This is a genomic window from Streptomyces sp. NPDC091371, from assembly GCF_040684275.1.
Taxonomy (GTDB): Bacteria; Actinomycetota; Actinomycetes; order Streptomycetales; family Streptomycetaceae; genus Streptomyces.
In genome coordinates this window covers 1-20,007 of record NZ_JBFBFP010000042.1, presented here as the reverse complement: position 1 = coordinate 20,007, position 20,007 = coordinate 1, and the positions used below count along the sequence as shown (strand labels likewise).

The 20,007-nt window shown below is 72.4% G+C and carries 18 protein-coding genes; 14 read left to right on the top strand and 4 right to left on the bottom strand.

Features of this window, described 5'->3' with window-relative positions:
* Positions 1–14: 14 nt before the first annotated feature.
* Positions 15–1,484 (bottom strand): ethanolamine permease, encoded by a 1,470-nt coding sequence (eat, locus tag AB0O21_RS31940; protein ID WP_365176597.1) that lies wholly within the window; start codon positions 1,482–1,484, stop codon positions 15–17.
* A 119-nt stretch (positions 1,485–1,603) separates the two neighbouring features.
* The gene (locus AB0O21_RS31935; protein WP_365176595.1) at positions 1,604–2,350 is read right to left on the bottom strand and encodes an FCD domain-containing protein; all 747 of its coding nucleotides are present in this window, start codon (positions 2,348–2,350) and stop codon (positions 1,604–1,606) included.
* A 77-nt stretch (positions 2,351–2,427) separates the two neighbouring features.
* Here AB0O21_RS31935 and AB0O21_RS31930 point away from each other — a divergent pair, with 77 nt between their 5' ends.
* The 4 genes from AB0O21_RS31930 (at position 2,428) to AB0O21_RS31915 (ending at position 7,393) form a co-directional block, all read left to right on the top strand.
* Positions 2,428–3,792 (top strand): glutamine synthetase family protein, encoded by a 1,365-nt coding sequence (locus tag AB0O21_RS31930; RefSeq protein WP_365176593.1) that lies wholly within the window; start codon positions 2,428–2,430, stop codon positions 3,790–3,792.
* Positions 3,793–3,840: 48 nt separating this feature from the next.
* Complete coding sequence (locus AB0O21_RS31925) at positions 3,841–5,220, top strand: aldehyde dehydrogenase family protein (protein ID WP_365176591.1); 1,380 nt, start codon at positions 3,841–3,843, stop codon at positions 5,218–5,220.
* A 5-nt stretch (positions 5,221–5,225) separates the two neighbouring features.
* On the top strand, positions 5,226–6,020 hold the full coding sequence (locus AB0O21_RS31920; protein ID WP_365176589.1) for a 3-oxoacyl-ACP reductase: 795 nt from the start codon (positions 5,226–5,228) through the stop codon (positions 6,018–6,020).
* A gap of 425 nt (positions 6,021–6,445) precedes the next feature.
* Positions 6,446–7,393, top strand: coding sequence for a haloacid dehalogenase-like hydrolase (locus AB0O21_RS31915; RefSeq protein ID WP_365176587.1), 948 nt, complete (start codon positions 6,446–6,448; stop codon positions 7,391–7,393).
* Here the strand turns inward: AB0O21_RS31915 and AB0O21_RS31910 are convergent.
* Positions 7,390–8,583 carry an amino acid deaminase/aldolase gene (locus tag AB0O21_RS31910; protein WP_365176585.1) on the bottom strand — a complete coding sequence of 398 codons (1,194 nt, stop codon included), beginning with the start codon at positions 8,581–8,583 and terminating at the stop codon, positions 7,390–7,392. The genes AB0O21_RS31915 and AB0O21_RS31910 overlap by 4 nt on opposite strands.
* A gap of 138 nt (positions 8,584–8,721) precedes the next feature.
* Here AB0O21_RS31910 and AB0O21_RS31905 point away from each other — a divergent pair, with 138 nt between their 5' ends.
* The 3 genes from AB0O21_RS31905 to AB0O21_RS31895 are packed head-to-tail and all read left to right on the top strand — an operon-like array spanning position 8,722 to position 11,483.
* The gene (locus AB0O21_RS31905) at positions 8,722–9,504 is read left to right on the top strand and encodes a hypothetical protein (RefSeq protein WP_365176583.1); all 783 of its coding nucleotides are present in this window, start codon (positions 8,722–8,724) and stop codon (positions 9,502–9,504) included.
* Positions 9,501–10,694, top strand: coding sequence for a type VII secretion-associated serine protease mycosin (gene mycP, locus AB0O21_RS31900; protein WP_365176581.1), 1,194 nt, complete (start codon positions 9,501–9,503; stop codon positions 10,692–10,694). Before AB0O21_RS31905 ends, mycP begins: the two co-directional genes overlap by 4 nt.
* A 48-nt stretch (positions 10,695–10,742) precedes the next feature.
* Positions 10,743–11,483, top strand: coding sequence for an SseB family protein (locus tag AB0O21_RS31895; RefSeq protein WP_365176579.1), 741 nt, complete (start codon positions 10,743–10,745; stop codon positions 11,481–11,483).
* 87 nt (positions 11,484–11,570) lie between these two features.
* On the opposite strand, the gene AB0O21_RS31890 is transcribed toward AB0O21_RS31895, so the two are convergent.
* Complete coding sequence (locus tag AB0O21_RS31890; protein WP_365176577.1) at positions 11,571–11,939, bottom strand: DUF1844 domain-containing protein; 369 nt, start codon at positions 11,937–11,939, stop codon at positions 11,571–11,573.
* A 326-nt stretch (positions 11,940–12,265) separates the two neighbouring features.
* Here AB0O21_RS31890 and infC point away from each other — a divergent pair, with 326 nt between their 5' ends.
* From infC to pheT, 7 genes are all read left to right on the top strand, one after another.
* Entirely contained in the window at positions 12,266–12,979 is a 714-nt protein-coding gene (gene infC / locus AB0O21_RS31885; protein ID WP_365176575.1) for a translation initiation factor IF-3, read from the top strand.
* 106 nt (positions 12,980–13,085) lie between these two features.
* Positions 13,086–13,280 (top strand): 50S ribosomal protein L35, encoded by a 195-nt coding sequence (gene rpmI / locus AB0O21_RS31880; RefSeq protein ID WP_365176573.1) that lies wholly within the window; start codon positions 13,086–13,088, stop codon positions 13,278–13,280.
* A 103-nt stretch (positions 13,281–13,383) separates the two neighbouring features.
* Positions 13,384–13,770, top strand: a complete 387-nt coding sequence (gene rplT / locus AB0O21_RS31875; protein WP_030157251.1) for a 50S ribosomal protein L20 — start codon at positions 13,384–13,386, stop codon at positions 13,768–13,770.
* A 142-nt stretch (positions 13,771–13,912) separates the two neighbouring features.
* A complete protein-coding gene (locus AB0O21_RS31870) occupies positions 13,913–14,773 on the top strand; it encodes an RNA methyltransferase (protein ID WP_365176570.1) in 861 nt (286 codons plus the stop codon).
* A gap of 55 nt (positions 14,774–14,828) precedes the next feature.
* Positions 14,829–16,022, top strand: a complete 1,194-nt coding sequence (locus AB0O21_RS31865; RefSeq protein ID WP_365176568.1) for an ATP-binding protein — start codon at positions 14,829–14,831, stop codon at positions 16,020–16,022.
* Positions 16,023–16,167: 145 nt separating this feature from the next.
* Positions 16,168–17,295, top strand: a complete 1,128-nt coding sequence (gene pheS / locus AB0O21_RS31860) for a phenylalanine--tRNA ligase subunit alpha (RefSeq protein WP_365176566.1) — start codon at positions 16,168–16,170, stop codon at positions 17,293–17,295.
* Positions 17,295–19,826, top strand: a complete 2,532-nt coding sequence (pheT, locus tag AB0O21_RS31855) for a phenylalanine--tRNA ligase subunit beta (protein WP_365176564.1) — start codon at positions 17,295–17,297, stop codon at positions 19,824–19,826. Before pheS ends, pheT begins: the two co-directional genes overlap by 1 nt.
* Positions 19,827–20,007 lie beyond the last annotated feature (181 nt).

The window sequence follows — 20,007 nt, the reverse complement described above, 5'->3', positions numbered from 1 at the left end:
GCGAGGTCAGGGTGTCAGTCGCGGGTCAGTTCCGCCTCGGCTTCGGCCAGAGCCGCGAACTCCTCCTCGGGGGCCGAGGCCACGAGGTGGTGCCGACTGTAGATCGCGAAGTAGGCCAGGGCGACGGCGTACACGGCGAGCGCGATGAATGCCGCGTCCTTGTCCACCAGGAAGGTGGCGACCAGGGCCGAGAGGGCGAGTACGAAGGCCACCGCGGAGGTCGCCATGCCGCCGGGGGTGCGGTAGGGGCGCTCCAGGTGCGGCTCCCGGCGGCGCAGCACGATGTGGGAGAGGGCCATCAGGGCGTAGGAGATGGTCGCGCCGAAGACCGCGATGTTGAGCATCCGGGCGCCGTTGCCGGTGGCCGCGGCGAGCGCGAAGCCGATCGCGCCGGGGATGACCAGGCCCAGGTACGGGGCCTTGCGCTGCGAGGTCAGGGACAGGAAGCGGGGCAGGTAGCCGGCCCGGGAGAGGGCGAACAGCTGGCGGGAGCCCGCGTAGATGAGGGAGAAGAAGGAGGCCACCAGGCCGGCGAGGCCCGCGTAGTTCACGAAGCGGCTCAGCGCGGTCGGGCCGCCGTCCCCTTCCAGGGCCACCACCAGGGGGTTGCCGGCGGTCTTGACGGCGTCGGCGCCCTGCGCGCCGGTCGCGGCGAAGAAGGTGATCAGCGCGAGCAGGGCGAGGATGCCCATGGAGATGGCGAGCGCCTTCGGCATGGAGCGGACCGGGTCCTTCGCTTCCTCGGCGGCCAGGGGCACGCCCTCCACGCCGAGGAAGAACCACATGCCGAACGGGAAGGCCGCCCAGATGCCCAGAACGCCCAGCGGCAGCCAGGAGTTGGAGCCGAAGGCCTCCGGGTCGACGGGGATGTCGTTCAGGCCGTCGGCGCTGAACTCGGTGAAGGCGCCCACCGCGAAGATCAGCAGTGCCGCCACGGCGACGGCGGTCACGACGAGGCTGAAGCGCAGCGCCTCGCCGACGCCCCACAGGTGCACGCCGATGAAGATCACGAAGCAGGCGAGGTAGACCGGCCAGCCGGAGGTGAGGCCGAAGAGGCCGAGGGATTCGACGTAGTCGCCGATGAAGATGACGATCGCCGCCGGGGCCAGGATGTACTCGATGAGGATCGCGGTGCCGGTGAGGAAGCCGCCCCAGGGGCCCAGTGCGCGGCGGGCGAAGCCGTAACCGCCGCCCGCCGTCGGCAGGATCGTGGACAGCTCGGCGAGGGAGAAGACCAGGCAGGCGTACATCGCGCCCATCAGGACGGTGGCGATGGCGAGACCGCCGAAGCCGCCCTTGTCGAGGCCGACGTTCCAGCCGGAGAAGTCCCCGGAGACGACGTAGGCGACGCCGAGGCCGGTCAGCAGCAGCCAGCCGGCGCTGCCGCGGCGGAGCGTGCGGCGCTCCAGGTAGTCGTCCCCGCCCTCTGGGGAGTCGGTGGGTGCGGGCACGGCTCCGAGCCGTGCCTCGACGTCGTCGGCCATCGTGCGCTCCTGCCTGTGGGCACTGCTGCAATGGTTTCGCTGCGTACCTTTGCCGCAGGAGGGTGGAGAGCGCAAGACCTCTGCGTTAAACGGGCGTTACGAAGCCCTCTCAGGCAGGGTCAGGCCAGGAATCCCCGCAGCAGCGCCGCCGTGCCGCAGCAGTGCTCGCGCATGATCTCGCGGGCCCCGGCGGCGTCCCGTTCCAGCACCGACTCCACCAGCGCGGTGTGCTGCTGCTGCGAGTGCTCCAGGTTGCGCACGAGCAGCGGGATGCAGTCCAGCAGGTCGTTGACGGTGGCCCGGACGGCCGCGTACTGGGCCGTCAGGCTGGCGGACCCGGCCAGCTCGCACAGGGTCAGGTGGAAGAGGGTGTCCTGGCGGCGGTAGTCGGCCAGCGGGGCGTCGTGGGTGGCGGCCAGCGCGCCGAGCAGCCGGTCGGTGGCCTCCTCGGTCAGCCCCTGCGAGGCGCACAGCCCGGCCGCCCCCACCTCCAGGACCTCGCGGAAGCGCAGTACGTCCTCGATGTCCACGCCCGCGACCCGCCGGCGCAGCTCCTCCTCGGCACCGCCCGCCGGGGTGTCGGGGCGGGGCAGCACAAACGTTCCGCCGTACCGGCCGCGCCGGGCCTCCACCAGCCCCTGGTCCTGGAGCACCTTCAGTACCTCGCGCAGCGTGACCCGGCTGATCCCCATCCGCTCCGCCAACTCGCGCTCTGGCGGCAGCCGTTCACCGCCGGAGATCAGGCCCAGCCGGACCACCTGGAGGATCTGCTCCAAGGCCTCCTCGAAACCGTTGCCCGCCCGCACCTGCCGCAGTACGGGATCGAGCCGCCGGGCGGCCTCGCCCTCGCTCGCCGTGTCGGTCATCTTGGCTCCTCCCCTTCCCAAGCAATGGTTCTATTCAATACCTTAGGCGCACTCGGCTCACCGAAGGAGAGAATCCAGTGGTAGACCGCACGCCGCCGCTCGCGCCGGAGGAGCTCCGCTCCCTCGTCGCCAGCGGTGAGATCGACACAGTCGTCCTGGCCTTCCCCGACATGCAGGGGCGGCTCCAGGGCAAGCGGTTCGCCGCACAGTTCTTCCTCGACGAGGTCCTCGCGCACGGCACCGAAGGGTGCAACTACCTGCTCGCCGTCGACACCGACATGAACACCGTCGACGGCTACGAGATGTCCTCCTGGGACCGGGGCTACGGCGACTTCGCCATGCACCCCGACCTCGCCACCCTGCGCCGCATCCCCTGGAACCCGGGCTCCGCCTTCGTCCTCGCCGACCTCGCCTGGAACGACGGCTCGCCCGTCGTCGCCGCGCCCCGGCAGATCCTGCGCCGCCAGCTGGAGCGCCTCGCCGAGCTCGGATACACGGCGATGGTCGGCACCGAGCTGGAGTTCATGGTCTTCCAGGACACCTACGAGCAGGCCTGGAACGCCAACTACCGCGGCCTGACCCCCGCCAACCAGTACAACATCGACTACTCCGTCCTCGGGACCGGCCGCATCGAACCCCTGCTGCGCCGCATCCGCAACGAGATGCAGGCCGCGGGCCTGGTCGTCGAGTCGGCGAAGGGGGAGTGCAACCTCGGCCAGCACGAGATCGCCTTCCGCTACGACGAGGCGCTCACCACCTGCGACCAGCACTCCGTCTACAAGACCGGGGCGAAGGAGATCGCCTCCCAGGAAGGCGTCTCGCTCACCTTCATGGCCAAGTTCGACGAGCGCGAGGGCAACTCCTGCCACATCCACCTCTCGCTCAGCGACGCCGACGGGCACAACGCCATGGCCGGAGACGGGCCAGGGGGAATGTCACCGGTGATGCGGCACTTCCTGGCCGGGCAGCTGGCCGCGCTGCGCGACTTCTCCCTTCTCTACGCCCCCAACATCAATTCGTACAAGCGTTTCCGGCCGGGATCCTTCGCGCCCACCGCCGTCGCCTGGGGCGTGGACAACCGGACCTGCGCGCTCCGCGTGGTCGGCCACGGCCGCTCGATGCGCTTCGAGAACCGCCTCCCCGGCGGCGACGTCAACCCCTACCTCGCCGTCGCCGGCCTGGTCGCGGCCGGGCTCTACGGCATCGAGAACCGCCTCGAACTCCCCGAGGTGTGCGCCGGCAACGCCTACACCGCCGACTACGCACACGTCCCCGCCACCCTGCGCGAGGCCGCGGAGCTCTGGGAGAACAGCGAGATCGCCAAGGCCGCCTTCAGCCCCGAGGTGGTCGCCCACTACCGCAACATGGCCCGCGTCGAACTCGACGCCTACGACTCCGCGGTCACCGACTGGGAGCTGCGCCGCTCCTTCGAACGCCTGTAGCCACCGCTCGCCACCGCACGCCACCGAACCGAAACTGTGAGGCACCACGTGTCCGATGTGCTGGCCCCCCTCGATCTAGAGGTGCTGAATCCGGCCACCGAGGAAACCGTCGCCATCGTCCCGGCCGCCACACGGGACGATGTCGACACCGCCGTCGCCCGGGCCGCCGCGGCCCAGCGAGCCTGGGCGGCGGCGGCCCCCGCGGACCGGGCGCGGCTGCTGCGCCGCTTCGCCGCCGTCGTCGACGCGCACGTCGAGGAACTGGCCCAGCTGGAGGTCCGCGAAGCCGGCCACACCATCGGCAACGCCCGCTGGGAGGCCGGCAACGTACGCGACCTCCTCGAATTCGCCGCCGGGGGAGTGGAACGCCTCTCCGGCCGCCAGATCCCCGTGGCCGGCGGCATCGACGTCACCTTCCTCGAACCCCTCGGCGTCATCGGCGTGATCGCCCCCTGGAACTTCCCCATGCCGATCGCCGCCTGGGGCCTGGCCCCCGCCCTCGCCGCCGGCAACGCCGTCATCCTCAAGCCCGCCGAGACCACCCCCCTCACGGCCCTGCGCCTCGCCGAACTCGCCCTCGAAGCCGGGATCCCCGAGCACCTCTTCCAGGTGCTCCCCGGCCACGGCGCGGTCGCGGGCGACGCGCTCGTCGAGCACCCCGGCGTCGCCAAGATCGTCTTCACCGGCTCCACCCGCGTCGGCAAGCAGATCATGGCCAAGTGCGCCGCCCGGGTGAAGCGCGTCACCCTCGAACTCGGCGGCAAGAGCCCCAACATCGTCTTCGCCGACGCCGACCTGGAGGCGGCGGCGGCCTCGGCCCCGATGTCCTTCCTCGACAACACCGGCCAGGACTGCTGCGCCCGCACCCGGATCCTCGTCCAGCGCTCCGTCTACGACCGGTTCCTGGAACTCGTCGCGCCCGGCATCGAATCCGTGGCCGTGGGCGACCCGCTCGACGAGAAGACCCAGATGGGCCCGCTCATCTCGCGCACCCAGCTGGAGCGCGTACGGTCCTACGTCACCGGTGACCTCACCGCCATCCGCGGCAAGGCCCCCGAGGGCCCCGGCTTCTGGTACCCGCCGACCCTCGTCACCGACGTCGCCCCCACCGCGCCCGTCGCCGCCGAGGAGGTCTTCGGCCCGGTCGCCGTCGTCCTGCCCTTCGAGGACGAGGAGGACGCCGTACGCCTGGCCAACGCGACCGAGTACGGCCTGTCCGGCTCCCTCTGGACCCGCGACATCGGCCGCGCGCTGCGCGTCTCGCGCGCCGTCGCCGCGGGCAACCTGTCCGTCAACTCCCACAGCAGCGTCCGCTACTGGACCCCCTTCGGCGGCTACAAGCAGTCCGGACTCGGCCGCGAGCTCGGACCCGACGCCCTCACCGCTTTCACCGAGACCAAGAACGTCTTCATCAGCACGGAGGCCTGAGAACCATGACCAGCCAGAGCACTGAAGAGATCGTCTGCCGCCGCCTGGTCGGCCGCACCGCCGTCATCACCGGAGCCGGCAGCGGCATCGGCCTCGCCACCGCCCGCCGCCTGGCCTCCGAGGGCGCCAACGTCGTCTGCGGCGACATCGACGAGACCGCCGGCAAGGCCGCCGCCGAGGAGGTCGGCGGCACCTTCGTCAAGGTGAACGTCACCGACCCCGAAGAGGTCGAGAACCTCTTCAAGGTCGCCTTCGACACCTACGGCTCCGTCGACATCGCCTTCAACAACGCGGGCATCTCGCCCCCGGACGACGACTCGATCCTCACCACCGGCCTGGAGGCCTGGAAGCGGGTCCAGGACGTCAACCTCACCTCCGTCTACCTCTGCTGCAAGGCCGCCCTGCCCTACATGCAGCGCCAGGGCCGCGGCTCCATCATCAACACCGCGTCCTTCGTGGCCATCATGGGCGCCGCCACCTCCCAGATCTCCTACACCGCCTCCAAGGGCGGCGTCCTCGCCATGTCCCGCGAACTGGGCGTGCAGTTCGCCCGCGAGGGCATCCGCGTCAACGCCCTGTGCCCGGGGCCGGTGAACACCCCGCTCCTGCAGGAGCTGTTCGCCAAGGACCCGGAGCGCGCGGCCCGCCGCCTCGTGCACATCCCGCTCGGCCGCTTCGCCGAACCCACCGAGATCGCCGCTGCCGTCGCCTTCCTCGCCAGCGACGACTCCTCCTTCATCAACGCCACCGACTTCCTCGTCGACGGCGGCATCTCCGGGGCGTACGTCACCCCGCTGTAAGCCGGCCCGGCTTGGAAACGGCCGGGCGCCTCGCAAGGCGCCCGGCCGTTCCATATCCTTCACCCCCGAGGAGCAGCACTACCAGCCGCTTCCTGACCGTTCCTGTCCACTGTGCACGAGCAAGTCCTGCGCGGTGGCACGCCCCGAACGGTCTTGGGCGCGCTGGGTTCCGGCTTTCGCGACCCGGTCGGCGACACGCATCCTGTGCGTGGTCCGTTCCGGGAGGTCCGGTTCCCTCACGATCTGGCCATGTGGGCGCGGCCAGAGGCGACGGGGAGGCCCTGAACCATCTCGCTGGTGGAGCAGGGGCCCCGCACGCTGGCACCGCACCCGGCGTCCCAGATCGCACCAGCGACGCTATCCGACGCGGTACAACCTGTTGCAAGCCGCCAATCCGACAACCACCCAATCGAGCTAACGCGCCATTGTTCGCACGCACCTGCGAGCAGTTCCCTACCACCGCACCGCACCGCGCCGCCCTCGCCCGCCCCGGCGCCCCGCTGCCCACCGGGACCCCGGCGGGAGCCGGCTGCGTCGACGAGATCAACGCCGTCTACGGCACCGCCGCGACCCGTACCGGCGCCGCCGCCTTCACCGGCTGGGACCGCCGCACGACCGAGCCCTCGTACTCCTGGCTGGCCCAGCTCACGCAGGGCTGGACGGCCCGCGAGATCCGCGGGTTCGCCGCCGCCGCCCGCACCGAGAATCTCGCCGCCCCCATCGGCGCCACCCAGAAGGTCGGCACGGGCACCGCCACCGGCTGGGTCCGCTACTACGACCAGCAGCGGGAGCTCGTCAACACCCTCCAGAAGTCCGGCTTCGACGTCTGGATCAGCTCGGCCTCCCCGCAGCCGGTCGTCGAGGTGTGGGCCAAGGGCGTGGGCATCGACGCGGACCACGTCATCGGCATCCGCAACACCACCACCCGCGGCGGGAAGTTCACCTCCCACCTCCAGGGCTGCGGATCCGTCGCGGACGGCGCCGACACGATGATCACGTACATCGACGGCAAGCGCTGCTGGATCAACAAGGAGATCTTCGGGGTGCGCGGGGCGGACGCCGAGAAGGTCCAGCCGGCCGCCCGCCGCCAGGTGTTCGCGGCGGGGGACTCCGACACCGACATCTCGTTCCTGCGCGACGCGACCGCCCTGCGGCTCGTCGTCAACCGCAACAAGAACGAGCTGATGTGCAGGGCGTACGACAACAGCGACGGCCGCTGGATCGTCAACCCCATGTTCATCGAGCCGAAGCCGCCGAAGACCACGCCCTACCCGTGCGCGACGACGGGCTACGTCGGCCACGACGGCACGAAGGGCCCGGTCCTGCGCTCCGACGCGAGCGTCATCCCTGACCAGACGGACTCCGTCTATTAGAGGAAGGTCTTGCCTTCCCCGCGGTACGTCGGCGCGCTGCCCGTCACCCGGTCACCCTCCACGAAGTGCAGGGTGTCGAACCGCTCGCACAGCTCACCGGCCTTCGCGTGCCGGAACCAGACCCGGTCGCCGATCAGCAGGTCGTCGGCCGGGCTGCCCAGCAGCGGGGTCTGGACCTCCCCGGCGCCCTCCTGGGGGTCGTAGCGCAGCCCCTGAGGCAGGTACGGCACCGGCGAGCGGTCGGCCCCGGCCGCCCCGGAGGCCGGATACCCGCCGCCCAGCACGGTCACCACGCCCACCCCGGGCCGCCGCACCACCGGCTGCGCGAACAGGGCCGCCGGACGCCCGCTGAAGGTCGTGTAGTTGTCGAACAGCCGCGGCAGGTACAGCCCCGACCCGGCGGCGATCTCGGTCACCGCGCCCTCGGCGGCGGTCTCCGCGACGCTCCCCGTCCCGCCCCCGTTGACGAACTCCAGGTCCGGGACCACCTCGCGCACCGCCCGCACCACCGCGGCCCGCCGCGCGGCCAGCTCCTTGCGGGCCGCGCCCTGCATCAGCCGGATCGCCCGCGAGCGGACCGGGCGCCCGGCCAGGGAGTCCCCGACCCCGGCGACGTGGCCCTCGTACGCCATCAGCCCGACCACCCGGAACCCGGGCCGCGCGCCCACCACCCGCGCCAGCTCCGCCAGCTGCCCGGGCTCCCTGAGCGGCGAGCGCCGCGCCCCGACCCGGACCCGCCCGCCGAACAGGTGCAGCGCGGTGTCCAGCTCCAGGCAGACCCGGATCTCCTCGGAGCCGCCCCCGCGGGCCGCGTCGATCAGCTCCAGCTGCGCGGGATCGTCCACCATCACCGTCACGGCGGCGGCGAGCTTGGCGTCCCCGGCCAGCTCCGCGAACGCGGCCCGGTCGACGGACGGATAGGCGAGCAGCACGTCCTCGAACCCCGCCCGGGCCAGCCAGATCGACTCCGCCAGGGTGTACGACATGATTCCGGCGAACCCGGGCCGCGCCAGTACGCGTTCCAGCAGCGCCCGGCAGCGCACGGACTTGCTGGCCACGCGCACCGGCTTCCCGCCCGCCCGCCGGACCAGGTCGTCGGCGTTGGCGTCGAACGCCTCGAGATCCACGATGGCCAGGGGCGCGTCAAGGTGCGCGGTCGCCCGGTCGTACCGGGCCCGGTCGGAAGACATGGCGGCAGCTTGCCAGAGGTGTGTACCGGTGGGTAGGGGTTCCGGGGGCGGGGTGCGCCCAGGCGGGGCGGGTGATCGCGGGCGAACCCCGTAGAGTACGGGCAGGCAGCCGTACAGAACGGGGGGCGGAGCCGCCGGATGACCACGACGACACCGCGGACCGCGTTCACGGCCCAGCCCGACCCTGACCAGCCCCCGGCCGCCCACTCGCGCCGCAGCCCCGCCCGGGTGCTCGCCGCGGCGCTCTGCGCGGTCCTGGGGACCGGCCTCGTTGCCGGCGCCGGCCTCACCGCCTGGTCCGAGCACCGCGCCACGCACCGGGCGCCGTCCGATGAGGCCGCCTACCGCAAGGCCGGGTCGCTGTGGCACTCCAGCCCCGTGGACAGCCTCCTCCCGCCCGTCCTCGCCGGCCCCGCGGCCGGCCCCGGCGGCGCGGACCGCAGCTGGACCCGGATCGCCCTGGCCCCCGACGAGGCGTGCCCCGCGGCCCTGCCCGCCGACTGGCAGCGCCCGCTGGCCGCCACCGGCTGCACCCGCGTGCTCCGCGCCGCCTACACCGACGCCACCGGCAGCTCCCTGATCACCGTCGGCATGGTCTTCACCCCGGGCGACGCCCCCGCGATGGCCGCGCTCACCGGGCAGCTCCCCGCCCCGCCCGCCTACGGCTTCGCCGACGGACAGCGCGCCGCCTGGACCGCGTCCGTGCTCCCGGACGCCCCCGTCGTGCTCTACACGGTGTCAGCCTTCGCCGACGGCCGCTCCGTGGACGCCCCCCTCCCCGCCGAGGACCTGATGAAGAAGGACGCCGCGGGCCCCGCCGCCCGGGCCGGCCTCGGCCACGAGGCCAAGGGCCTCGCGGGCCGGGTCACGGCCGCACTGCGCACCCTCACGGCCCCGCCGACGCCGGCGCCCACCCGATGAGCGCCGTCCGCCGTACGGTCGCCCTCGCGCTCGCCGCCCTCCTCGTGACCGGCGCCACCGCGCCCACCGCCGCCGCCGACACCATCCGGGACCGCGAGTGGGGCCTGCTGGCGCTGCGCGCCGAGGAGGCCTGGGGCACCACCCGCGGCGACGGGGTCACCGTCGCCGTCCTGGACACCGGGGTCGACGACTCCCACCCCGACCTCGCCGGCCAGGTCCTACCCGGCACCGACCTCGTCGGCATGGGCGCCGGGCGGGGCGACCGCGCCTGGGCCCGCCACGGCACCGCGATGGCGAGCATCATCGCCGGGCACGGCCACGGCCCCAACCGGAGCCAGGGCGTGCTCGGCGTCGCCCCACAGGCGAAGATCCTGCCGGTCCGGGTGATCCTGGAGGAGGGCGACCCGGGCCGCGCCCAGGCCCGCGAATCCAAGGGCGGCGCCCTCGCCGAGGGCATCCGCTGGGCTGCCGACCACGGCGCCGACGTGATCAACCTGTCTCTCGGCGACGACAGCGACTCCGCCCACCACGAGGCGGGAGAGGACGAAGCCGTCCAGTACGCCCTGTCCAAGGGCGTGGTGGTGGTCGCCTCCGCGGGCAACGGCGGCGAGAGCGGCGACCGCGTCTCCTACCCGGCCGCCTACCCGGGCGTGATCGCGGTCACCGCCGTCGACCGCCGCGGCAGGAAGGCGAAGTTCTCCACCCGCAACTGGTACGCCACCGTCAGCGCCCCCGGCGTGGACGTGGTCATCGCCGACCCGGACCGCTCCTACTACGAGGGCTGGGGCACCAGCGCCGCGTCGGCCTTCGTGTCCGGCGCCGCGGCCCTGGTCAAGGCCGCGCACCCGGACCTGTCCCCGGCCCAGATCAAGAAGCTGCTGGAGGACACCGCCTCCGACTCCCCGGCCGGCGGCCGCGACGACTCCCGCGGCCACGGGATGGTGGACCCGGCCGCCGCCCTCCAGCAGGCGGAGGCGATGCGCCCGCAGCCGGCGGTGCCCGCCCCCGTCCCGGCCCAGCGGGCCTACTTCGGCTCCGGCCCCGACCCGGTCCGCCCGCCCGAGCGCGCCGCACGGCTCGGCGCGCCGGCGGCGGCGGTCGCGGGGGCGGGGCTGCTCGCGCTGGCCGTCGTACTGGCCCGCCGCCCGCGCCGCGGCACCCGGGGACGGGACGCGCACGCCGCACAGTAGGGTCGGAGCACTGTGGCGAACGAGGCGAACGTGGGACAAGTGGCGTAAGTGGCGAACAAGAACATTCCCGACCCGGGCTTCTCCGACGACGACGGCTCCGCCGATCCCCGGCTGACCGCGGCCCTGGCCGCCTGGTCCGAGGACCGGGCCAAGGAGCCCGAGGTGCTGGCGGCGCTCAAGGGCGCGCGCCTGCTGGTCCCGGTCGTCGCCGTGCTCGGCGAGGTGGAGACCGACCCGGAGACCGGGCTCAAGCGGGAGAAGACCAGCGACATGGCCGTCCCGACGCTGCGGGCGGGCGACCGGCGGGCCCTGCCGGCCTTCACCTCGACCGCCTCGCTCGCGCTCTGGGACCCCGCGGCCCGGCCGGTGGCCGTCCCCCTGCACCAGGCCCTGGCGGCCGCCGCCCACGAGAAGGCCGACACGGTCGTCCTGGACCTGGCCGGCCCCGTCACCTACCAGCTGACCGGCGCCGCGCTGCTCGCGCTCGCCGAGGGCCGCACCGACGCGGACCCGCTGGCCGATCCCGCCGTACGGGAGGCCGTACGGGCCGCGGTCGCGGCGGAGCCGGCGGTGCTCCGGGCCCACCTCGGCCGGGGCGGCGCCGACGCGGACGGCACCCTGGCCGTGGTGCTGGCCGCCGACGCGCAGGCGCCCGCGGCCGCGCGCCGGGTCGCGCAGGCCCTCGCGGCGGACGAGACCCTGCGGGCCCGCCTGGTGCGCGGGCTGGACCTGGCGCTGCTGCCGGCCGACGGGCCGGTGCCGCCGGGGCAGCCGCTGTTCAGCCGCTGAACGACGAAAGGGGCCTGGCCCGCCGGAACGTTCCGGCGGGCCAGGCCCCTTTCGCGTACGGGCGTACGGGCGTTACGGGCGTGCGGATCAGGCGTAGACGGGACCGGTGAACTTCTCGCCAGGGCCCTGGCCCGGCTCGTCCGGGACGATCGAGGCCTCGCGGAAGGCGAGCTGGAGCGACTTCAGGCCGTCGCGCAGCGGTGCGGCGTGGAAGGAGCTGATCTCGGTGGCGCTGGCGGTCACCAGACCGGCCAGGGCGTTGATCAGCTTGCGGGCCTCGTCGAGGTCCTTGTGCTCGGAGTCCGGCTTGTCCAGCCCCAGGTTGACCGCCGCGGCGCTCAGCAGGTGCACGGCCACCGTGGTGATGACCTCGACGGCCGGTACTTCCGCGATGTCGCGGGTCAGGTCGTCGTAGTCGGGGGCGTCGGTGGAAGCGGAGGGCGTCGCGTCAGTCATGCGGACCACGATAGGCCGTCGAGCGGCCCCGTACGCACGGTGCTAGTATGTACTTCGACCGGCCGGACACCTGCGTGCCCGGCCCACAAGTGGAGGCTCCGATTCTCCCACCTGACCACCCTCCGGGGAGGCAGGTCACCGGTCAGGCGGCATCCATCGTTCCGTACGGACGATGGAAAGCTGCCCGATATTGCGCCCCGCGGTTCGCACGCGATGGTGCTCCGGTTGTTTTGGAGCCCCTGCCTGTGCCCGGCGGGGCTTTTTTGATTCTCCCGCTGCGGTCGGTCTGACGGAAATACACGTCAGCGGCTGTCTGCCAGGCAGTCGTGTGGTGCTACCGAGGAGGATCCATCAGCACCGAGCCCCGCATCAACGACCGGATTCGCGTTCCCGAGGTTCGACTCGTCGGTCCCAGCGGTGAGCAGGTCGGCATCGTGCCGCTTGCCAAGGCGCTTGAGCTCGCACAGGAGTACGACCTCGACCTGGTCGAGGTAGCGGCCTCCGCACGCCCGCCGGTCTGCAAGCTCATGGACTACGGCAAGTTCAAGTACGAGTCGGCCATGAAGGCCCGTGAGGCGCGCAAGAACCAGGCGCACACGGTCATCAAGGAAATGAAGCTCCGGCCGAAGATCGACCCGCACGACTATGACACCAAGAAGGGTCACGTCGTTCGGTTCCTCAAGCAGGGCGACAAGGTCAAGATCACGATCATGTTCCGCGGTCGCGAGCAGTCCCGGCCGGAACTCGGCTACCGACTGCTGCAGCGTCTCGCTTCGGACGTCGAGGAGCTCGGCTTCATCGAGTCGAACCCGAAGCAGGACGGCCGAAACATGATCATGGTTCTCGGTCCGCACAAGAAGAAGACCGAGGCCATGGCCGAAGCCCGCGAGGCGCAGGCCGCCCGCAAGGCGGAGCGCCAGGGTGTCGTCGCCACCGACGAGGAGGCTCCTTCCGAGGAGGCCGCCCCGGTCGAGGCGACCGCCACCGAGGATGCCGAGGTCACCGAGGCCGCCGCCGACGAGGCGAACGCCGAGGCCTGATTCCGAGGCAGCCTGTCTCGAATCACCCGACACAACATGACGTTCCTGCTCGCCGGTCCTTTCCGGACCGGCGAGGGAGCGCCACCGACGAGGAGATAACGGCGCTATGCCGAAGAACAAGACGCACAGCGGTACCAAGAAGCGCTTCAAGGTCACCGGCTCCGGCAAGGTGCTCCGCGAGCGCGCCGGCAAGCGCCACCTGCTCGAGCACAAGTCGTCCCGTGTCACCCGCCGCCTGACCGGCAACGCGGAGATGGCCCCCGGCGACGCCGCGAAGATCAAGAAGCTTCTCGGCAAGTGATGCTCTCCGCTCCCCTGCCGGGAGCGGATGAGCGTCAAGACCGGGACCCCATCGAATTCGGGCCGTGTGAAGACACCCACGGCCCCGCTACAAGGAGTAAAAAGTGGCACGCGTCAAGCGGGCAGTAAACGCCCACAAGAAGCGCCGGGCGATCCTCGAGGCGGCCTCCGGCTACCGCGGTCAGCGTTCGCGCCTGTACCGCAAGGCCAAGGAGCAGGTCACCCACTCGCTGGTCTACAACTTCAACGACCGCAAGAAGCGCAAGGGCGACTTCCGTCAGCTGTGGATCCAGCGCATCAACGCCGCTGCCCGCCAGAACGGCATGACGTACAACCGCCTCATCCAGGGTCTGAAGGCCGCCAACATCGAGGTGGACCGCAAGATCCTCGCCGAGCTGGCCGTCAACGACGCCAACGCGTTCGCCGCGCTGGTCGAGGTCGCGCAGAAGGCCCTCCCGGCCGACGTCAACGCCCCCAAGGTTGCTGCCTAAGGGCTAGCCGGCCCGCTCTGACGCGGCCGGCCCCCACGGACCCGCAGGCATTCGCCTGCGGGTCCGTGTGCTTTCCCCAGCGGGCTTCCCGCAGCCCAGCAGCCCCGCAGCCCCGGAACTTCGAAAGAGAACCGCAGACACCATGGGTCACCCCGACGAGCTGATCTCCCCCCGTTCCCCGCGGGTGGCCGCCGCCAGGCGCCTGGCGCGGCGCAACTTCCGCACCAAGGAGCGCCGGTTCATCGCCGAGGGCCCCCAGGCGGTCCGCGAGGCCGTCGAGCACCGCGGAGCCGGGGGCGCGTCGACCCTGATCGAGCTGTTCGCCACCGTCGAGGCCGCCGAGCGCTACGCGGACATCGTCGAGGCCGCCCTGCTGGCCGGGGCGCGCGTGCACTACGCCTCCGACGAGGTGCTCGCCGAGGTCTCGCAGACCGTCACCCCGCAGGGCCTCGTCGGGGTATGCCACTTCCTCGACTCGCCCTTCGAGGAGATCCTCAAGGCGCAGCCCAAGCTCGTCGCCGTCCTCGCGCACGTCCGCGACCCCGGCAACGCCGGGACGGTGCTGCGCTGCGCGGACGCCGCCGGCGCCGACGCCGTGATCCTGACCGACGCCTCCGTGGACCTGTACAACCCCAAGTCCGTACGGGCCTCCGTGGGCTCCCTCTTCCACCTGCCGGTGGCGGTCGGCGTCCCGGTGGAGCAGGCCGTCGAGGGCCTGCGCGCTGTGGGCGTACGGATCCTCGCCGCGGACGGCGCCGGTGAGGACGACCTGGACGCCGAGCTGGACGCGGGCACCATGGGCACCCCCTCGGCCTGGGTCTTCGGCAACGAGGCGTGGGGCCTGCCGGAGGAGACGCGGGCGCTCGCGGACGCCGTCGTACGGGTCCCGATCCACGGCAAGGCGGAGAGCCTGAACCTCGCGACGGCCGCCGCCGTGTGCCTCTACGCCTCCGCGCGTGCACAGCGGGCGCCCGGAGGGTGCCGCTCCGTGACCCCCAGCTAGTAATGTGGCGGCCCGGGGGCCCACTGCGCTACTCGGAGATGTGGGGTACGGGGACATGACCGTCGGTACGAACAGCTCACCGGAGGCCGCGCGCGCGGCCGAGGAGCGGTTCCGGGACGCCCCCGAAACCCCGGCCGCGGCCGCGGGGCCGCGCGGCGTACCGCTCCGGGCCGCGGAGCCCGCGCGCGGCCGCGAGCACGCACCGGCCTCGCCCGGGCTCGACCCCGACGATCTGCCGGACGGGCTCGTCGTCGCCGACGACACCGGGCGGGTCGTCTGCTTCAACCGGGCCGCCACACGCATCACCGGCATCGCCCCGCACGAGGCCCTCGGAAGCCGCATCGAGCGGGCGCTCCCGCTGGAGGACCTCGAAGGGCGCCGCTGGTGGGCGCTGACCGACCCGTACGGGGGCCTCGCCACCCGGCGCGGGCAGCCCGAGCGGAACCTGCTGCTCCCCGGCGGCCGCGAGGTGCTCGTATCGGCCAACTACGTGCGCAGCCACCCCACCGGCCCGCTGCGCCGCCTCGTCGTCACCCTGCGCGGCACCGAGGCCCGCCGCCGCACCGAGCGCAGCCACGCCGAGCTGATCGCGACCGTCGCCCACGAGCTGCGCTCGCCGCTGACCTCGGTCAAGGGCTTCACGGCGACCCTGCTCGCCAAATGGGAGCGGTTCACCGACGACCAGAAGCGGCTGATGCTGGAGACCGTCGACGCCGACGCGAACCGGGTCACCCGGCTGATCGCGGAGCTCCTGGACATTTCCCGGATCGACTCCGGCCGGCTGGAGGTCCGCCGCCAGCCGGTGGACATCGCCACTGCCGTCGGCCGCCACGTGCAGGCGCTGACCGCGAACGGACAGGAACCCGGGAGGTTCCTCGTGAGCGTCGGCCGCCCGCTCCCCGACCTGTGGGCCGACCCGGACAAGATCGACCAGATCCTCGGCAACCTCCTCGAAAATGCGGTGCGACACGGAGAGGGAACGGTCACCATCGACGTAACGCCGCACGAGAAGGGAACCGCCGTCACCGTGACCGACGAAGGTCCCGGGATCCCCGAGGAGTCGATGAGCCGCGTCTTCACCCGCTTCTGGCGGGGGAGCAAGCGCGGCGGCACCGGCTTGGGCCTGTACATCGTCAAGGGAATCGTGGAGGCCCACGGCGGCACCATCACGGTCGGCCGGGGCCCCGGCGGCGGGGCCGAGTTCCGATTTATCCTGCCCGTGAGCGCCCCGGCCTACCTCACGCAGTAGCACTGCGGAGAGTCTTGCCAGGCGGCCCACGGGCTCCTTCACCCCCGGCGACCTTTAGACTCGTCCTTTGGCACCTTTGTGTTGTCCTTGTGCCGATCGAGTCGTACGGGGACCCACCAGCCAGCCATCGGAAGTACGGGAAGAGATGTCGGCACCGAACAAGTCGTACGACCCTGTCGAGGTCGAGGCACTGAAACCGGAAGAGATCGAGCGCATGCGGGACGAGGCGCTCGCCGCCTTCGCGGCCGCCGGCGACCTCGACGCGCTGCGTGAGGCGAAGACCGCGCACATGGGCGACCGCTCGCCCCTGGCGCTCGCCAACCGCGAGATCGGCGCCCTGCCGCCCCAGGCCAAGGCCGAGGTCGGCAAGCGCATGGGCCAGGCCCGCGGGGCGGTGAACAAGGCGTTCGGAGCCCGCACCGTCGCCCTGGAAGCCGAGCGCGACGAGCGGGTGCTGGTCGAGGAGGCCGTGGACGTCACGCTGCCTTACGACCGCGTTCCCGCCGGCGCCCGGCACCCCCTGACCACGCTGATGGACCGCATCGCGGACATCTTCGTGGCCATGGGGTACGAAGTCGCCGAGGGCCCCGAGGTCGAGGCGGAGTGGTTCAACTTCGACGCCCTGAACTTCACGCCCGACCACCCGGCGCGCCAGATGCAGGACACCTTCTTCGTCCGGGGCCCGGAAGGCACCGAGGGCGACGAGTCGGGCGTCGTGCTGCGCACCCACACCTCCCCGGTGCAGGCGCGCTCGCTGCTGGAGCGCAAGCCCCCCGTCTACATCGTCTGCCCGGGCCGCGTGTACCGCACCGACGAGCTCGACGCGACGCACACCCCCGTCTTCCACCAGGTCGAGCTGCTCGCCGTGGACGAGGGCCTGACGATGGCCGACCTCAAGGGCACCATGGACCACATGGTCCAGGAGCTGTTCGGCGAGGGCACCACCACGCGCCTGCGCCCGCACTTCTTCCCCTTCACCGAGCCGTCCGCCGAGATGGACATGCAGTGCTACGTGTGCCGCGGCGAGTCGGTGGGCAACCCCGACCGCCCGTGCCGTACCTGCTCCAGCGAGGGCTGGATCGAGCTGGGCGGCTGCGGCATGGTCAACCCCAAGGTGCTCATCGCCTGCGGTGTGGACCCCGAGAAGTACAGCGGGTTCGCCTTCGGGTTCGGAATCGAGCGGATGCTGATGTTCCGCCACAACGTCGAAGACATGCGAGACATGGTCGAGGGTGACGTTCGTTTCACCCGGCCGTTCGGGAGTGAGATCTGATGCGCGTCCCGCTTTCCTGGCTGCGGGAGTACGTAGACCTCCCCGCGGGCGAGACCGGCCGTGACGTGGCCGCCAAGCTGGTCGACGCCGGCCTCGAGGTCGAGACCGTCGTGCCGCTCGGCGGCGGCGGCCTGAGGGGCCCCCTCGTCGTCGGCCAGGTGCTGACCATCGAGGAGCTCGAGGGCTTCCGCAAGCCGATCCGCTTCTGCACGGTCGACGTCGGCCGGGCCAACGACACCGGCGAGCCGCAGGAGATCGTCTGCGGCGCCCGGAACTTCTCCGTCGGCGACAAGGTCGTCGTGGTCCTGCCCGGCGCCGTGCTGCCCGGCGACTTCGCGATCGCCTCGCGCAAGACGTACGGCCGCACCTCGCACGGCATGATCTGCTCCGGCGACGAGCTGGGCATGGGCGACGACGGCGGGCACGGCATCATCGTGCTGCCGCCCGAGCACGAGGTCGGCACCGACGCGATCGAGCTGCTCGAGCTCGTGGACGAGGTCCTCGACATCGACATCACCCCGGACCGCGGCTACTGCATGTCCATGCGCGGTGTCGCCCGCGAGGTGGCGACCGCGTACGGCCTGCCGCTGCGCGACCCGGCGCTGCTCGACGTCCCGGCGCCGAACTCGTACGGCTACCCGGTGAAGATCGACGACCCGTCCGGCTGCGACCGCTTCACCGCGCGCACCGTCACCGGTCTCGACCCCGACGCGCGCTCCCCGATCTGGCTGACCCGCCGCCTGCAGAAGGCGGGCATGCGCCCGATCTCGCTCGCCGTCGACGTCACCAACTACGTGATGCTCGAGCTCGGCCAGCCGCTGCACGCCTACGACCGCTCGCGGATCGAGGGCACCATCGGCGTCCGCCGCGCCGAGCAGGGCGAGAAGTTCACCACCCTCGACGGCGTCAAGCGCACGCTCGACGCCGAGGACCTGGTGATCACCGACAACAGCGGCCCGATCGGGCTCGCCGGTGTCATGGGCGGCGCCAACACCGAGATCGCCGACTCCGTCACCGACCCCGAGACGGGCGCCGTCACCGGCACCACGGACGTCGTCATCGAGGCCGCGCACTTCGACTCCGTGTCGATCTCGCGCACCGCCCGCCGTCTGAAGCTGTCCTCCGAGGCGTCCAAGCGCTTCGAGCGCGGCGTCGACCCGCAGGCCGCCGCCGCGGCCGCGCAGCGGACCGTCGACCTGCTCGTGCTGCTCGCGGGCGGCACCGCCGAGGCCGGCGTCACCGAGGTCGCCGCCCCGGGCGCCCCGCGCACCATCGCGATGGCCGCGGACCACCCGGACCGGGTCGCGGGCATGGAGTACGGCCGCGAGACCGTCGTGCGCCGCCTCCAGGAGATCGGCTGCGACGTCTACGGCCAGGACGAGCTCGTCGTCACCGTCCCCTCGTGGCGGCCCGACCTCGCCGAGCCCAACGACCTCGCCGAAGAGGTCATCCGGCTGGAGGGCTACGGGAACCTCCCGTCCACCCTCCCGCAGGTGCCCTCCGGCCGCGGTCTGACCGCCCGGCAGCAGCTGCACCGCCGCGTCGGCCGTGCGCTGGCCGGGGCGGGCTACGTCGAGGCGCTCAGCTACCCGTTCATCGGCGAGGGCGTCTTCGACCAGCTCCAGCTGCCCGCGCACGACGCGAGCCGCCAGGTCGTCAAGCTGGTCAACCCGATCTCCGAGGAGGAGCCGGCGCTGCGCACCACGCTGCTGCCGGGTCTGCTCGGCGCGCTGCGCCGCAACGACAGCCGGGGCAGCCACGACCTCGCGCTCTTCGAGACCGGTTCCGTCTTCCGGGCCGGCGCCCAGCCGGGTGTCGCCGTACGGCTGCCCGTCGACCGGCGTCCCACGGACGAGGAGATCGCCACCCTGAACGCGGCCCTGCCCGCGCAGCCGCGGTACGCCGCGGTCGTGCTGGCCGGTGCACGCGAGCAGGCCGGCTGGTGGGGCAAGGGCCGTCCGGCCGACTGGGCGGACGCGGTGCAGGCGGCGCGTGCGCTGGCCGTCGAGGCCGGTGCCGAGCTGGTGGTCCGCCAGGGCCAGTACGGCCCGTGGCACCCGGGCCGGTGCGCCGAGCTGCTCGTCACCCTGGACGGGGTGGAGACGGTCATCGGCCACGCCGGTGAGCTGCACCCGCGCGTGGTCAAGGCGATGGGCCTGCCGGCCCGCACCAGCGCGATGGAGCTCGACCTGGACCGCCTCGCGGCGGCCGGCGGCGAGGCCCTCCAGGCGCCCCGGATCTCCTCCTTCCCGGTGGCGACCCAGGACGTCGCGCTGATCGTGGACGCGTCCGTACCGGCATCGGCGGTGGAGGCAGCGCTGCGCAAGGGCGCGGGGCCGCTGCTCGAATCCCTGCGGCTGTTCGACGTGTTCACCGGCGAGCAGGTGGGCGAGGGCAAGAAGTCCCTGGCGTACGCGCTGCGCTTCCGCGCGGCGGACCGGACGCTGACTGCCGAGGAGTCGACGGCTGCGCGCGACGCCGCCGTTGCCCTCGCGGGCGAGCGGACGGGCGCGGTGCTCCGGGGCGCGTAGCGCCCGTAGCTGCCTGGAGGGGGGTATCCGGTTCACCGGGTACCCCCCTCACCCGTTCCGGTGACCGTCCGTGCACCTCTGCGGCGCCGCTGTCGGGGGCTCCGCCCCCGAACCCCCGCGCCTCAAACGCCGGCGAGGCTGAAATTGCCCTGCGGGTAATCCAGCTGCGCTTCGAGGACGG

What these genes read in the sequence shown, in the direction of transcription:
- eat (WP_365176597.1), bottom strand. Translation starts at nt 1,484, where the DNA reads ATGGCCGACGACGTCGAGGCACGGCTCGGAGCCGTGCCCGCACCCACC.
- AB0O21_RS31935 (WP_365176595.1), bottom strand. Translation starts at nt 2,350, where the DNA reads ATGACCGACACGGCGAGCGAGGGCGAGGCCGCCCGGCGGCTCGATCCC.
- AB0O21_RS31920 (WP_365176589.1), top strand. Translation starts at nt 5,226, where the DNA reads ATGACCAGCCAGAGCACTGAAGAGATCGTCTGCCGCCGCCTGGTCGGC.
- AB0O21_RS31910 (WP_365176585.1), bottom strand. Translation starts at nt 8,583, where the DNA reads ATGTCTTCCGACCGGGCCCGGTACGACCGGGCGACCGCGCACCTTGAC.
- AB0O21_RS31905 (WP_365176583.1), top strand. Translation starts at nt 8,722, where the DNA reads ATGACCACGACGACACCGCGGACCGCGTTCACGGCCCAGCCCGACCCT.
- mycP (WP_365176581.1), top strand. Translation starts at nt 9,501, where the DNA reads ATGAGCGCCGTCCGCCGTACGGTCGCCCTCGCGCTCGCCGCCCTCCTC.
- AB0O21_RS31890 (WP_365176577.1), bottom strand. Translation starts at nt 11,939, where the DNA reads ATGACTGACGCGACGCCCTCCGCTTCCACCGACGCCCCCGACTACGAC.
- rpmI (WP_365176573.1), top strand. Translation starts at nt 13,086, where the DNA reads ATGCCGAAGAACAAGACGCACAGCGGTACCAAGAAGCGCTTCAAGGTC.
- AB0O21_RS31870 (WP_365176570.1), top strand. Translation starts at nt 13,913, where the DNA reads ATGGGTCACCCCGACGAGCTGATCTCCCCCCGTTCCCCGCGGGTGGCC.
- AB0O21_RS31865 (WP_365176568.1), top strand. Translation starts at nt 14,829, where the DNA reads ATGACCGTCGGTACGAACAGCTCACCGGAGGCCGCGCGCGCGGCCGAG.
- pheS (WP_365176566.1), top strand. Translation starts at nt 16,168, where the DNA reads ATGTCGGCACCGAACAAGTCGTACGACCCTGTCGAGGTCGAGGCACTG.
- pheT (WP_365176564.1), top strand. Translation starts at nt 17,295, where the DNA reads ATGCGCGTCCCGCTTTCCTGGCTGCGGGAGTACGTAGACCTCCCCGCG.